Source organism: Ruegeria sp. BK1 (assembly GCF_056535645.1).
In genome coordinates this window covers 359,088-373,913 of the sequence record NZ_JBQFIS010000003.1, presented here as the reverse complement: position 1 = coordinate 373,913, position 14,826 = coordinate 359,088, and the positions used below count along the sequence as shown (strand labels likewise).

Below are 14,826 nucleotides of genomic sequence, written 5' to 3'. Positions count from 1 at the left end.
TAATATAAGATACAAAAGTATAATATCGCGAGTTTACGCGTATCGCAAATCGCCGATTACTATATTATAAACAACAGCTTATACTATTTTCACTTTTTTCTCTGCGCTTTAGCTGGACCATGAGAAAACATCCTCAAGACAAAACGAGGATAGGAAAATGGCGAACAAATCCGTGTTTGCATCGTTGAAAGGCCGGTTGCTGCCGAAAGCAACTGCGAAGAACGCCCATGGCGCGCCGGCTTTTGCATATTCAGATGCCCATGCTCTGGCGCAGGTCGCCGTGACGGGAACATTTGGCGGCATGTTCTATCAGTCGCCGCAGGAAGAGTTGGAATACGTTCTGGATGTGGCTGAGACCGTTGAGCCAAAGTACTTGGCGCAGGCTGCGATCTATGCCCGCCAGTCGGGGTACATGAAGGACATGCCTGCTGTCTTGTTGGCTGTTTTGGCCCGGCGTGATCCGGTCCTGTTTCGGGCGGCTTTCGCCCGTGTGGTCGATAACGGCAAGATGCTGCGCACGTTCGTGCAGGTTGTCCGGTCGGGTCAAACGGGGCGTAAGTCTCTGGGGTCTGCACCGAAAGCGATGGTCCAGACCTGGTTGAACACCGCCTCTGACCGGGCGCTGCTGAATGCCAATATCGGGAATGACCCGTCTTTGGCGGACGTGATCAAGATGGTGCACCCGAAACCGGCCTCGGCCGAGCGGGAGGCGCTGTTTGCCTGGATCGTCGGGCGGCCGTGCAATCTGGCACGGCTGCCGCAGGCCCTGAGGGATTGGATCGCGTTTCGGGAAACCGGCAAGGGTCCGTTGCCGGACGTGCCGTTCCAGATGCTGACGCAACTGGAACTGACGCAGGTCCAATGGGCGCGGATTGCGCGCAAGGGCTCGTGGCAGATGGTTCGTCAGAACCTGAACACATTCCAGCGTCACGGCGTTTTCGACGTGTCCCGCAACGTGGATCACGTGGCTGCTTTGCTGCGCGACCCAAAAGCCATCGCCAAGGCACGGGCCTTTCCGTACCAGTTGATGGTGGCCGCGCAGAACGTGGCGCCGGATATGCCGCGCCTGATCGTGGACGCGCTGCACGACGCGATGGAGATCGCCGCGCAGAACGTTCCGCAGGTTGCGGGGCAGGTGGTTGTGTGCCCAGACGTGTCAGGGTCGATGACGTGGTCCGTGACCGGGTATCGTCCGGGGGCGACCTCGGCCGTGCGGCATGTGGATGTGGCGGCGTTGGTGGCGGCGTCCTTCCAACGGGTGAACCGTGGGTGTCAGGTGTTGCCGTTCGATTTCGATGTGCGTGATGTGCGTCTGGAACCGCGCGACACGATCCTGACCAATGCCGAGCGTCTGGCCGCACTGGCCGGTGGCGGGACGAACTGTTCCGCGCCGCTGGCCTGGCTGAACAAGCGCGGCCGCGCGCCGGATCTGGTGGTGTTCGTATCCGATAACCAGTCCTGGGTGGATGCCCGGAACGGTGGACAAGGCACAGCGATGTTAAAGGAATGGGAGGTGATCAAGCGTCGCAACCCGAAGGCCAAGCTGGTCTGCATCGACATCGCCCCATACGGGACCACGCAGGCGCAGACACGTGCCGATGTGTTGAATGTCGGCGGGTTCTCGGATGCGGTCTTTGACCAGATCGCGGCATTTGCCAGCGGTCAAACCGGCCCGGATCATTGGGTCGCTGAGATCGAAAAGATCGACGTATAAACAAGGCTCGGGCGGTGCGCTGCCCCGGCCATCAGAACAACATCAGGCAGAATGCCGGTGGGACTACATCGCTGTTACCGATCCGCGCCCTGACCAGGGCGTGGTCTCATCACCCCTTGTCTGCCTGACCCGAACGAAAGGACATGTCTCGGCGAATGCCGGTGGAACTACAGATTGTTAATCTCCAGGTCGCGGGTTCGAATCCCGCTCGTCCGAGCCCCACGGGGGACGGACGGTAGCTCAGTTGGGTAGAGCAGGGCGTTTCACCAAACTCTTGTCGTCGAGACCCAAAACGAAAGGACACCCCCGGCGAATGCCGAAGGAACTACATGGCACCTCAGGGACAGGTCGAGCGGGTTCAACTCCCCTCCGTGCCGGCGCCCGGACGGCAAACGCATCCGCCCATTCAGATGCGGGGCGGGCCTCCCGAACTGTTTCTTCCCCACCTGTCGCCGGGGCCTGAATTTGAGTGAATATGATGATGGAAAACACATTTGATCCCGTAACGGGTGAACATCTGAAAGACTGGGGGCATCGCCCTGGCAAGCAATTCCCCGCCCTGCTGGCGCGCGCGAATGAGATGCGGGCCGAAGGCTTCGGTCTGGTGCGCATCCGGCAGGAGCTGGAGGGTGAGATCCTTCCGACTCCGCCTACGCTGGATCTGCGCGCGCCCGGTGAGGTGCCGTTTCACGAAAATATCGACGCCAGCGATCCGGATGAGGAGGACAACGTCGAGAAAGTCCGCGAAACGATGACCGCGCTGATGCGGACCCCGACGATTGAGGCCGGGGCGATTATGCCCGATGCCTGTCCGGCCGGTCCGGTCGGCACGATCCCGGTTGGCGGCGTCGCGGCGGCGCGCAATGCGATCCATCCTGGGATGCATTCGGCCGACATTTGCTGCTCGGTCATGATCACCGATCTGGGGAATGCCGACCCAAAGGCCGTGCTGGATGCGGCGCAGTCGGTGACGCATTTCGGACCGGGTGGTCGGCCGCAGGGCAAGCGCTTCACAACCTCGCTGAAACTGCTGGACGCGTTCCGTGAAAATCCGTTTCTGGACAACCCGAAATCGCTACGTATGGCGCAAGAGCATATGGGGACGCAAGGCGACGGGAACCATTTCCTGTTTGTCGGCCGGTCGCGCAAAACCGGGCGGACGGCGATTGTGACCCATCACGGTTCGCGCGGGCCGGGGGCTGTTCTGTATAAGAACGGCATGACCGTCGCGCATCGCTTCCGCAAGGAGCTGTCGCCGGGTACGCCGAAGCAAAACGCCTGGATTCCAGCTGACACGCAGGAAGGGCGCGACTATTGGGATGCACTGCAACTGATCCGCAAATGGACCAAGGCCAACCACAACGCGATCCATCAGGCAACGGTTGAGGCCGCGCGAGTGGGCGATGTCGGGGACCGGTATTGGAACGAACATAACTTCGTCTTCAAACGGGGCGATCTGTTCTATCACGGCAAGGGCGCAACCCCGGCGTGGGGTGACTATGCCGCTGATGCGACCGGGCTGACCCTGATCCCGCTGAACATGTCCGAGCCGGTTCTGGTCGTGCGCGGCAAGGATGCGGGTCACGGTCTGGGCTTCAGCCCACATGGGGCGGGGCGGAATTTCTCGCGTTCCGAACATAAGCGCCGGATGGGGTCTGTTACGCCGGATGAGATGTTGAAGGCGGAAACCGAAGGTCTGGATATTCGCTTCCATGCCGGCGGTGTGGACGCCTCGGAACTGCCGTCCAGCTACAAAAGTGCGGACAGTGTTGTAGCGCAGATCAAATCCTATGATCTGGCCGAAATCGAGGATTATATCGACCCCTACGGCTGTATCATGGCAGGTGATGTGCCGCCTTTCTGGATGAACAGGAAGAAAGGCCGCCGCTAAAGCAAGGGCCGAAGTGTTCAACCACTTCGGCCCTTGTTCTTTAAGATCGGTTCCTCAGAACGACCAGCGAATGCCCGCAAGGAAATTCGGTCCCTGCGCATCGCTGCCAACCTCGTGCGAGGCGTTGGCCTCGAACTGCATGTTGGGGATGAACTCATGCTCATATCCAATCAGAACACTCCCGCCCGAGAAGTCGGTGGCCGCAAAGCTGAGGCTTTGGGTTGAGCCAAAGACAGTGACATCCGCATCCGAGTCGCCCAGACCCTGCCGGACAACGCCGGAAAGCTGACCGACCAACACGCCGCCTGTGTTCAGAGCCTTGGAGGCTTCGACACCCAAGCGGACCTCAATCACGCCAGTTGTGGCGTCGTCCACGGCCGCGTTCGCAGATGAGCCGGTTTCGGTGTAGCTGTCATCCTCTTGCCGGGTATAGCGGAGGTCGCCAAAACCGGTCAGGCCGATGGTGCCTGTGGTCTCGAAATCCCGCTCGACACCGGCGTAGACCGTCAGCAAGGTGCTGTCGAAATCGGCATCCGCATCAGCACTGCCCGAAATCTCGCGCGTGCGGTCGGTGGACAGCCAGCCATAGCCCAGCCCGGCCTCAACCGTATAGGCGCCGATCTGACGTCCGATCGAAGAGTCGATATAAAAGCCGTCCGTGTCAAAATCGGTGGTGTCGGTGTCGCCATCCGTGCGGAACACGCCCAGCCCAAAGGCCAGCGCGGTGCCATTGTCCAACTGTCCCGAAAAGCCGACGCTACCGTTGATCGCCGTGACATCCGTATCAATGCCCGGCACATTCTCGAACCGGCGTGAGGCCGCGTCGAGATGCACATAAGGACGGAAGCCGCCAATGCTCAGGCCCGAGACATTGCCGGTTTCTGCATTGCGTGTGACCTGCGCAGCCTCATAGCGCAGCGCGCCGTTCGAGCTGCCGATGAGAGTGCCGTAATAGGCTACGATATCGGCCGATGTCAGAATTTCGGCCGGGTCGACAGCGGCATAGACCGGTGCCGGGCCACCTTCATCCTGCACGAACCATCCCGACCGGCCGTCCGAGACAATCGTGTTGAAATCCTCTGTTCCTGGCGCAGCATCTTCGAAAAAGAACACCGAGCTGCCGCCTTGGGCGAACAGATTGACCTGATGATCCTGAACGCGGATCAAGCCGTCGACATTGTCCTGAGTGTCCAGATTCAGCGTCCCGGTTCCCGAGCCCAAGAAGATGGCATAGGCATCATCTGTGTCCGAACGCGCCGAGATAGAGCCAACCTCGGTAATCTCGCCGTCGAAATTCTGGATGTTCAGACCAAAGGCCTCGGACGTGTCGCCGCCCGAAGCAGCGACATTGATCACGCCAGTATTGGCGAATGTGCCCTGCAAATCGGCAATAAACACACCACTGGCGTCGGCATCACCGGTTCCGTTTGCGATAGCGGCGACTGCCGTCAACTGGCCCGAGTTGGTGACTGCGTCATTGTAGACCCCGCCCAGAGACAACGCCTGCGCCGTTGCACCCAATGCGCCGGTGGCAGACGCAGAGACATTGCCGGTATTACTTGCGGCTGCATCGCTGCTGTTGCCCGTGAAAATACCCTGCGACAGCGCTTCATCGGTTTCTGAAATCGCCGTGGTCGAGATCGTACCCGAATTGGCAAAACTTCCCGTCAGTCCACCATTCGCGACAATGCCAGTTGCACGGGCCGAAGAAAGGGCCGAGGCTTCGGCAATCAGGGTGCCGTTGTTGGTCAGCACGCCATCAATGCCGCCATTCACAAGCAGACCAAAGGCGCGACCGTCGCCGGTTTCGGCTGATCCATGGGCCATGATTGTGCCTGAGTTGGTGAAATCTCCGTCCAACCCATTATTGGTCACGAAAACCCCGGCAGCGACACCCAGAGTTTGTCCGTTGGTTTCAACAGTAAGCGTGCCCGAGTTTTCAATATTTCCGGTCATGCCGTTGGCAATAAACGCCCCGAAAGCAGAGGCCGAGGAGCCACCGGACAGATTGTCCGCTTCGGCGCGGACGGTGCCGGAATTGACAAAGTCGCCATTCAAGCCGCCGCTGATATCGATGGCGGATGCAAAGGCGTTGGTCGATCCTTCGGCCCGCACGTTCAGTGTGCCACTGTTTTCGATCTGTCCTGTCGAGGTGCTAGTGATGTCCAGGGCATGGGCGCGGGCCGACCCGGTGCTGGCTTCGGCCATTGCCGTAATTGTCTGGGTGTTCAGGAAGTTACCGTCAAACGGCCCGCCGACAATAAAGCCTGTAGCCACCGATGTTTGCGCCGCACTGGTTTGAGCGGCAATCGTGCCAGAGTTCGTGATGTCCCCATCGACCCCGCCAAAGGCGCGCAGGCCGAAGGCACGGGCCTCGTTCGTGCTGCCAATGGCCGACACCATTAGGGTACCGCTGTTGCTGAAACTGCCAACCATCCCGTTAGTGATCGTATAGCCCCCGGCAGTTGCGGTCGAAAACGCTTCGGCCTGAATACGCAGAGTGCCAGTGTTGGTGATTGATCCGGTCAGGGTGTTGCGGATATCGGCAGCCGCCGCAAAGGCCGAGAAATCGCCCTCGGCTTCGACTGTGATTGTGCCGTCATTGATGATGTCACCGTCCATTCCACCAAAGACGCGCAGGCCAGAGGCCGTTGCCTCGGAGGTATCGCTTGTCACATTGATCTGAAGCGTGCCGGTGTTGGCGAAATTCCCGGTCAGCCCGTTGCGGATGTAAAAGCCGGTGCCAGATCCCTCGGAGGAAGCGTTGACCTGGATCATAAGCGTGCCAGTGTTGCGAATTTCCCCGATCAAGCCGCCATTGATCGTCAGGGCCCGGGCTTCGGCCGAACTACCCGTGGCGCTTATGGTGATCGTGCCACCATTGGTGAAATCACCGTCCATTTGTCCGCTGACAAACAGGCCAAAAGTCTCTGCCTCGGACGCGGTGGAGTCAGAGGCCAGCAGAATGGTGCCCGAGTTTTCGAAATCGCCGTCGAAATCGCCGCCTAGATAATAAGCCGCTCCGCTGGCAGATGCCGTCCCGGTGCCGCGTGCATCAATCGTCCCGCTGTTGGTGATGTTGCCAACCGTGTTGCCCTCAACATAGACAGCCGCGCCATCAGCGCTGCCCGAGGTCGTTTGCGCCGTTGCGACGATGGTGCCCGAGTTGATCAGGGCACCGTTCTGGTCGCCTTCGACATGGATGCCCCAGGCAATCGCGTCATCCGCTGAACCATTGGCCAGAACTGAGATAGTGCCGGTGTTGTTGATGTCGCCGTTTACATCGGTGATCACCTCAACCCCGATGGCATAGACATCGTCCACCCCGTCCGTGGCCGTAGCGCTGATCGTGCCCGAGTTGGTCAGATTGCCGTTCAGGCTTCCTTCAAACTGAAAGCCGAAGGCCGAGGCCTGTTCGCCCGTCTGGGCTGTGACTTGGATCGTACCGGCATTGTCGATGTCTGTTTCGGCGGGGTTCACGAACAGAAACCCGGCCGCAGCCGCGTTTTCAGTCGGAACCGACGAGGACTGTACCAGTATGTCCCCGTTGTTTTCGATCGTCGCCGTTGATTGAGCAACACCGTCGACCACAGTTCCAATCGCCAATGCGACGGCATTGTCGCTGCTGACCTTGACGTCGATTGTCCCGTTGTTCTGATATGTTCCGGCAAGATCGTCGTCAAACAGGACACCAAGGCCAAGTGCGGACCCATTGGCGTCGATATCAATGTCGATCGACCCGTTGTTGATAACCTGTCCGGTTTCACCCAGATCTCCATTTAGCTCCAGGCCGAACCCAAGTTGTTCTCCGGGGGCGGGGCCTGAGATCGTTCCGTCATTGGTAAAGACGCTGGTGTAATCGGTGTTGATCTGCACGGCGGGGCCAGAATCCGCGGTCAGATTAACAGCCCCGGTTTCGGTGATCGTTATGTCCTCGTCGATGAGAAAGTCCGCCGGGGTCGTCTGCGGTGCAGAAATGACAACATCCGCAGAAGCAACAGTTGCGCAAGCGCTTACCGCTATCGAGGCCAGGAATACCGAAGGCGCAACACTGGCCACCCGGCCCTTCCACTTCACAACACGACCGCCTCTTGCCACACGTGCCGGCGTGTGCTGCTTTGCGCAACTATTCATTGCATATCCCCAAAGATGAACTCGTTAACGATATGTTAACATTAGTAGCCAATGCGAGTTGGGGGCGTAAATGGTGGAAAGTGTTTAGTTGGAAAATTTTTTCAGATTGCAATTTTGCAACAGCGGTCTTCGTATTGCGACTTCAAGATGCCCATCGTATCTTCTGGTCAACAAGCGTCGGAAAACGTTGAAATAAAAATTCAGCGCGTTTGTGCAAAAACCGAACCTTGTTGCACCCCAATGGACACCAATTTTTGAAGTATCTATGTGCCCTGGTGTTTCAACAATCCGCTAAAATGAGTCAGATTGTTTGATGTTTTCTATGTTTGTGGGCCGTTTTCGTCGAGCGCAACTTTTGCGCGAAAAGAGAAGGCGGCGCCAATTTAGCACCGCCTTCAACTGTTCAATGCAAAGTTTGCTACGGCAAACCTGTTTGTCAAAACATCAAACAGTAGCGCCCTTGATGCGAATTGCCGAACCCAAGGCCCCTGCGCACATCCCGACGACCACTGCGATAAGCAGTTCGCCTGTTCCGAAATTGGCGAATGACCAATGCGCAAAGATTAGCGTTTCAGCGACTCCAACAACGCCTCCCATCACCGCGCCAAGCAAGGGGTTGCGGGTCATCATACCCAGTGCCAGGCCCAATATACCGGGCAGGCTGATTATGTTGGCTCCGATTGTTCCCAGAAGTTCCAGCATATCTGCCTCCTTTTTACTCGGACCGATTGGTCAGGAATGACCGGATTTCTTCACTTCCGTCCGCCACCTGTTGACCCAGCGGTGTCGGTGCGTCAGCAGCCAGCTCTTCGGTGATTTCCTGATACCGCTGCAGATGTCCAGGTGGTAGGCTGTGGGCAATCCCCTGGTGGCAATCAATACAGGTCATGCCGGTGTCGATGGCACGCTGATGCTCGGACGCCGCACGATTTTCCTGAAGGGTGAAGTCCATATAGTCGAAGTTGTGACAGTTGCGGCATTCACGACTGTCTGAAGCTTTCATCTTTTTCCACACGGCGGTGGCCATGCTCAGTCGATGTTCTTCGTATTTCTCGGGCGTGCCGATGGTGCCAGCCAGCTCGTGATAGACATCCTTGACCGCCATGATCTTGGCTTTGATCTTGTGGTTCCACTCATGCGGCACGTGGCAATCCGAACATATAGCCCGCACGCCCGAGTGGTTGTTGTAGTGGATCGTCTCGCGGTATTCGCCAAGGTTCGTTTCCATCGTGTGGCACGAGGTGCAGAACTCTTCGGTATTGGTCAGTTCCAGGGTCCAGTGGAACCCACCCCAGAACAGGATACCGGCCAGAAACCCTGCCAGCACCAGAAAGCCCGAGCTGAACAGAACGGTCGGTGTCCAGATCGCATTCCAGATGCGGCCGATCCAGCCGCGTTTTTCGGGGGAGTCTGCCATTTCGGTGCTCCTTTCAGTCAAGCGTTGGATCAGTTTCCGGAAGAAGGTTCAAAAACGTTATCGACAAGCGCCGGCGTGTCTGCCTGTGGGACATGACACTGGTTGCAGAAGTACCGAGTACCGGCGATTTGATCCAGTTCACGTCCTTCGCGGTCCAGATAGTGCGTCATCGATAAAGTGGGTGCGTTGCGCTCACCCGCCTTTGTCCAGTCGTGGCAGGACAGGCATTGGTTGGTCCGCAGATCGATTTGGTATTGTTCGATTGAATGCGGGATCAGCGGGGGTTGCTGCCGGTAATTCCTCTGCATACGCCCTTCGATAGTGCGGTGGACCTGATCGAGTGGAACGGGTTCATCAACCTCGGCCCCGCGCAGGGCTTCGACTTGCGCGGATTGGGCAAGGGCGAAACCGCTCAGGAGTATGACGGGGATCAGGGCTGTGACGCCGGTCAGGATTAGCTTGTTCATCTTGGCACTCCCTTAGGTGGGTCTGGCTGCGCGCTGAATGGGCGCGGGAACGGGATCGGAAGGTGCGGCGACGTGGTCGTCGAACCGGTGAGTAAACTTGAAAACATCAACCGCGCAAACATCGATACAGCGGCCGCAATTCGTGCAGTCGGGCGACAGGATCAGCGGTGTGGTGCCGGTTTTGCCGCGCAACGCGGGTGAGATGACGTGGTTTTCCGGGCAGACGGCAAAGCAATCCATGCAGTCGTCACAGGCTGCGCGATTGGGCGCGCTGACACGCAACATCGCTTTGGTGCCGATTAGGCCATAGAATGCTCCGACCGGGCACAGGTGCCCGCACCATCCGTGGCGAGACACGAACAGGTCGAAGAAGAAGATTGCAACGATCATCGCCCAGACAAAGCCCGCGCCAAAGATCAGGCCACGATGCAGCATGGTGATCGGGTTGATCAGTTCCCACGCGATGACCCCGGACAGACCCGAGACGATCAGTACCGTGGCCAATATCCACAGCCGCGTACCGCGTTTGGGTTGCCAGCCTTTGGGCAGGCCTAGCTTGCGGTGCAGCCAATGGACGGCATCGGTTACCGGGTTGATCGGGCAGACCCAGGAGCAATAGACGCGCCCGCCGATCAGCGCGTAGGCGACCAGAACAATCAGGCCTCCGATCAGGGCGGTCAGTTCGGGCCAGTGCCCGGCAATCACGCTTTGCAGCAGAACAAATGGGTCAGTCAGCGGCAACACGCCAAGGGTCAGCGACCCGGCCAGCGTGCCTTGAACGATCCAGATGCCGAACCATGGGCCCAGCAAGAACAGGACCAGAAAGAACAACTGTGAGGCTCGGCGCAGCAACAGGTATTTGTGCGCACCTAACCAGCCTTTGGCTTCGATTGCCTCTTGGCCGACGGGGAGATGTGTGCGTGCACTCATTGTCCAGCCCCCGGCAAATTGTATTCCGGCGCAAAGCCGCCCGGCGTGACCAGATTGTCGGTACCCGGACCGGGCAGGCGGTCGGGCAGGTCGATGATGCCTTCGACCACTGGTGCGCCCTTGGCCTCTTTCTCTTCCCAGCCTTTGCGATAGTGATCGGCGCCGGAACCGCGCGCCAGCCGGGCGGGCAGAACCTTGATCGCTGCCTCTGGCAGAACGCAGCTTTTCTCGCACATGCCACAGCCGGTGCAGCGATTGGCATGAACGGTGGGGATGAACAGCGCATGGTGGCCAGAACGGGTGTTGTGCGCGGTTTCAAGCGTGATCGCTTCGTCAATCACCGGGCAGACCCGGTAGCAAACATCGCAGCGCAGGCCCTGAAAGTTCAGGCAGTTTTCCTGATCGACCAGAACGGCCACGCCCATATCGGCGTCGTCGATATTGTCAAGCGCAGGGTCCAGCGCCCCGGTGGGGCAGGCGGCGACACAGGGAATGTCGTCGCACATCTCACAGGGCACGTCGCGCGCGGTAAAATAGGGTGTGCCGGTGGCGACGGCATCGACGCCAAGCTCGGCCAGCTTCAGAGTGTTATAGGGGCAATCCCGCACGCACAGACCGCAACGGATACAGGCGGACAGGAAGTCTTGTTCCGGCAAGGCACCGGGGGGACGCAAGGCCTCGGCTGGCAAAGCCCGCGCGTCGCGTGCCAGCCAGGCCAACAAGGACCCGGCCGCCACGCAGCCGCCAGCGGCGCGCGCCGAGTCCTGCAGGAACCGGCGCCGCCGCGGCGAGAGGGGAGAGCCAACACCAGACATGGGTCTTACCTTTACCTTGCCAGTCTCTTACGCGCGCTCGACCTTACAGGCGCATTTCTTGTAGTCGGTTTCCTTCGACAGCGGGCAGGTTGCATCCAGCGTCAGTTTGTTAGTCAGTTGGTGCTCGTCAAACCAAGGCATGAAGACCAGCCCACGTGGCACTTTGTTGCGCCCGCGGGTTTCGACCCGGCTGGTCACCTCGCCTCTGCGAGTGGACAAAACAATTTCCTGACCGCGCCGCAGACCGCGATCCCGGGCGTCGTCGGGGTGCATGAAAACAACAGCTGACGGGAAGGCGCGGTGCAATTCCGGAACCCGGCGGGTCATCGAACCCGAATGCCAGTGTTCCAGAACCCGACCAGTACAGAGCCACAAGTCGTATTCATTGTCCGGCTCTTCAGCAGCAGGTTCGTAAGGCGCGAAGATAATTTTGGCCTTGCCGTCCTTGTGGCCATAGAATTTCACGTCGGCCCCTTCGGGTACATAGGGGTCATAGCCCTCGCGGAAACGATAAAGCGTTTCTTTACCGTCCACGACCGGCCAACGCATACCGCGTGCCTGATGGTACATTTCGAAAGGTGCCAGATCGTGCCCATGGCCGCGCCCGAATTCGGCGTATTCTTCGAACAATCCTTTCTGCACGTAAAACCCAAAATGCTTTGCTTCGTCATTGTCGAAACCTTCGGCGGTTTCAGAAAGCGGGTATTTGTCCACATTCCCGTTCTGGAACAGAACCTCGAACATCGTCTTGCCGCGATGCTCTGGCATCTTGGCCAGCAGCTCTTCGCCCCAAACTTCTTCTACGGTGAAGCGTTTCGAGAATTCCATCAGCTGCCAAAGGTCGGACTTAGCCTCGCCCGGGGCTTTAACCTGTTGATGCCAGAACTGAGTGCGGCGCTCGGCGTTTCCATACGCGCCTTCTTTCTCGACCCACATAGCCGTTGGCAGGATCAGGTCAGCTGAAACTGCGGTGACGGTTGGATAGGGATCTGAAACTGTGATGAAGTTTTCAGGATTGCGATAACCGGGGTACCCTTCCTCATTGATGTTCGGGGCGGCTTGCATGTTGTTGTTGCATTGAACCCAATACGCGTTCAGCACACCGTCTTTCAGCATTCGGTGTTGCAAAACAGCGTGGAAGCCAGGTTTTGGCGGGATTGTACCTTCGGGAATTTTCCATGCGGTTTCGCAAATCTCGCGGTGCTCGTCATTCGCGACAACCATGTCCGCGGGCAGGCGATGGGCAAATGTGCCAACCTCTCGGGCGGTGCCGCAGGCAGATGGTTGGCCGGTCAGCGAGAAGGGCGAGTTGCCGGGTTCGGAAATCTTGCCAACCAAAAGGTGGACGTTGTACATCAGCGAGTTCACCCACGAACCGCGCGTATGCTGGTTGAAACCCATGGTCCAAAGGCTCATGACTTTCCGGTTCGGATCCGCATATTGTTTCGCAAGTTTCTCAAGCTTGTCAGCGGGAACACCTGAGAGTTCAGATACATATTCCAAAGTGTAAGGCTCAACAGCTTTGGCATATTCTTCGAAGCTGATGGGTTCCATTTTGCCCGAGTTCGGGTTTTCCGCGTCTTGCTGAAGTTGGTTTTCGTCGCGCAGGCCGTAACCGATATCGGTTGCCGTCTTGGTGATGTTTACGTGCTTTTTGACGAAGTCTTCGTTCACCGCGCCATTCTGAATGATGTAGTTGGCGATGTAGTTCAGGATCGCCAAATCGGTCTGTGGGTTGAACACGATGCCATTGTCCGCCAATTCGAAAGAACGATGTTCAAATGTTGACAGAACATGAACTTCGCTGCCCGGTTTGGTCAGACGCGTGTCTGTCAGGCGCGACCACAGGATGGGGTGCATTTCGGCCATATTGGAACCCCACAGAACGAATGTGTCTGCGTGCTCGAAATCGTCGTAGCAGCCCATCGGCTCATCTATGCCGAAGGTCCGCATGAACCCAACAACAGCAGAAGCCATACAATGGCGCGCGTTGGGGTCGATGTTGTTGGAGCGGAAGCCCGCTTTCATCAGCTTGGCGGCGGCATAGCCTTCCCAGACCGTCCACTGACCCGAGCCGAACATGCCCACGCTGGTCGGGCCTTTCTTGGCCAGCGCCTCTTTCCACTTAGCGGCCATGACATCAAAGGCTTCGTCCCAGCTGACCGGTTCGAACTCGCCATTCTTGTCGTATTCGCCATTGGTCTTGCGCAGCAACGGAGTGGTCAGGCGGTCTTTGCCATACATGATCTTGGACAGGAAATAGCCCTTGATACAGTTCAGGCCGCGGTTCACCGGCGCGTCCGGGTCGCCCTGAGTGGCCACAACGCGACCTTCCTTGGTGCCAACCAGAACGGAACAGCCCGTTCCGCAGAACCGGCACGCGGCCTTGTCCCAGCGGATATCCGGCGTCGCCGCCTGAGCGTCGGCCGTGCCTGTGGCCAGCGGAATACCGGCGGCCGAGGCCGTGGCTGTGGCCGCAGTGGCCTTGAGGAATGTCCGGCGTGATTCAGAATGTGTCATAGCGTGAGCCTCCGGCTGGTGGTTTGGCTTAGGGCATCGGGACGCGGGCGGGTCTCTGCAAGGTCCTCGAAATGGTGATAGGTCAACGTCAGAGACACGACCCCGGGGATCTGGTGCAGATCCATGATGGTCTCGGACGCAAGGCGTTCAGGGGTATCTTCGACCACGACGACGAAACGGCCGTCTTCGGTCTGGGCGTGGATTTCCACACCCGGTGTATCGCTCATGGATTGCGCCGCAGCCGTAGCGTAGTCGGGCGCGACATGGGCAAGGCAACCGCAGATGTTCATTGCACAGCTTCCATTTTGGGTTGAGGGGTGTGGTCCAGCGAGATGGCATCCGCCGGGCAAACGGTAGGGCAGAGCCCGCAGCCGGTGCAGGCCGCCACATCCAGTGTCGGTTTGGCCCGACCACCGGTTTGCAGCGAGAACCGGATCGCGCTTTCTTCGCAATTGTCCTGACAGAGGCGGCAACTGACGCCATTCATCGACAGGCAGGAGTCCAGCTTTAGCGCGGCACGCCAGGGCCAGTTGGACACAAGGTCGATGTCCAAAGCAGGGGTTGGGCAGGCATTGGCGCAGTCACCGCAAAAAGTGCAGGGATTGTCTGAGGGTTGAAAAACAGGAAAGCCGTCCGCAGCGATTGCAATCACGTCCTCAGGACAAGCCGAGGCGCAATCGCCGCATTTCGTGCAGTGCTTCAGAAAGTCAGGCCCGACCGATCCCGGAGGTCTGGCTGTCACACCGTCCTCATCGTGAAATCTCGCGCTCAGGAAGGCGCGCCGGGTAGTCACTTGGCCCATTCTCAAAGACCTGGCTTTGCTAGATTCTGTTCGTCGCTATTCCCGATTAACGGCTTCGTTCAGCGCCGGATTTGATATTGATCAATTTCTTGGCAGTTTTTGCATGGAACTTAAAAAAATATGCATGCAAAAAATC

11 protein-coding genes are annotated in these 14,826 nt (G+C 58.5%); 2 read left to right on the top strand and 9 right to left on the bottom strand.

Annotated elements, in window-relative coordinates:
- Positions 1-157: 157 nt before the first annotated feature.
- Entirely contained in the window at positions 158-1,714 is a 1,557-nt protein-coding gene (locus tag ACR3E7_RS22630) for a vWA domain-containing protein (RefSeq protein WP_480503757.1), read from the top strand.
- A gap of 478 nt (positions 1,715-2,192) precedes the next feature.
- A complete protein-coding gene (locus ACR3E7_RS22625) occupies positions 2,193-3,605 on the top strand; it encodes an RtcB family protein (RefSeq protein ID WP_237218015.1) in 1,413 nt (470 codons plus the stop codon).
- A 54-nt stretch (positions 3,606-3,659) separates the two neighbouring features.
- On the opposite strand, the gene ACR3E7_RS22620 is transcribed toward ACR3E7_RS22625, so the two are convergent.
- The 9 genes from ACR3E7_RS22620 to ACR3E7_RS22580 all read right to left on the bottom strand — a co-directional run bounded on the left by ACR3E7_RS22620 (position 3,660) and on the right by ACR3E7_RS22580 (position 14,690).
- Positions 3,660-7,682: a beta strand repeat-containing protein gene (locus ACR3E7_RS22620; protein WP_480503758.1), complete on the bottom strand. Its 4,023-nt coding sequence runs from the start codon at positions 7,680-7,682 to the stop codon at positions 3,660-3,662.
- 501 nt (positions 7,683-8,183) lie between these two features.
- A complete protein-coding gene (locus tag ACR3E7_RS22615; RefSeq protein WP_170773424.1) occupies positions 8,184-8,441 on the bottom strand; it encodes a hypothetical protein in 258 nt (85 codons plus the stop codon).
- A 13-nt stretch (positions 8,442-8,454) separates the two neighbouring features.
- A complete protein-coding gene (locus tag ACR3E7_RS22610) occupies positions 8,455-9,156 on the bottom strand; it encodes a NapC/NirT family cytochrome c (protein WP_170773426.1) in 702 nt (233 codons plus the stop codon).
- A gap of 29 nt (positions 9,157-9,185) precedes the next feature.
- Positions 9,186-9,623, bottom strand: a complete 438-nt coding sequence (locus ACR3E7_RS22605) for a nitrate reductase cytochrome c-type subunit (protein ID WP_170789976.1) — start codon at positions 9,621-9,623, stop codon at positions 9,186-9,188.
- A gap of 12 nt (positions 9,624-9,635) precedes the next feature.
- Entirely contained in the window at positions 9,636-10,553 is a 918-nt protein-coding gene (gene napH, locus ACR3E7_RS22600; protein WP_480503759.1) for a quinol dehydrogenase ferredoxin subunit NapH, read from the bottom strand.
- Positions 10,550-11,368: a ferredoxin-type protein NapG gene (gene napG / locus ACR3E7_RS22595; RefSeq protein WP_480503760.1), complete on the bottom strand. Its 819-nt coding sequence runs from the start codon at positions 11,366-11,368 to the stop codon at positions 10,550-10,552. Before napG ends, napH begins: the two co-directional genes overlap by 4 nt.
- 27 nt (positions 11,369-11,395) lie before the next feature.
- On the bottom strand, positions 11,396-13,888 hold the full coding sequence (napA, locus tag ACR3E7_RS22590; protein ID WP_480503761.1) for a nitrate reductase catalytic subunit NapA: 2,493 nt from the start codon (positions 13,886-13,888) through the stop codon (positions 11,396-11,398).
- A complete protein-coding gene (locus ACR3E7_RS22585) occupies positions 13,885-14,178 on the bottom strand; it encodes a chaperone NapD (protein ID WP_170773436.1) in 294 nt (97 codons plus the stop codon). Before ACR3E7_RS22585 ends, napA begins: the two co-directional genes overlap by 4 nt.
- Entirely contained in the window at positions 14,175-14,690 is a 516-nt protein-coding gene (locus tag ACR3E7_RS22580) for a ferredoxin-type protein NapF (protein ID WP_480503762.1), read from the bottom strand. The genes ACR3E7_RS22585 and ACR3E7_RS22580 overlap by 4 nt, the downstream gene beginning before the upstream one ends.
- Positions 14,691-14,826 lie beyond the last annotated feature (136 nt).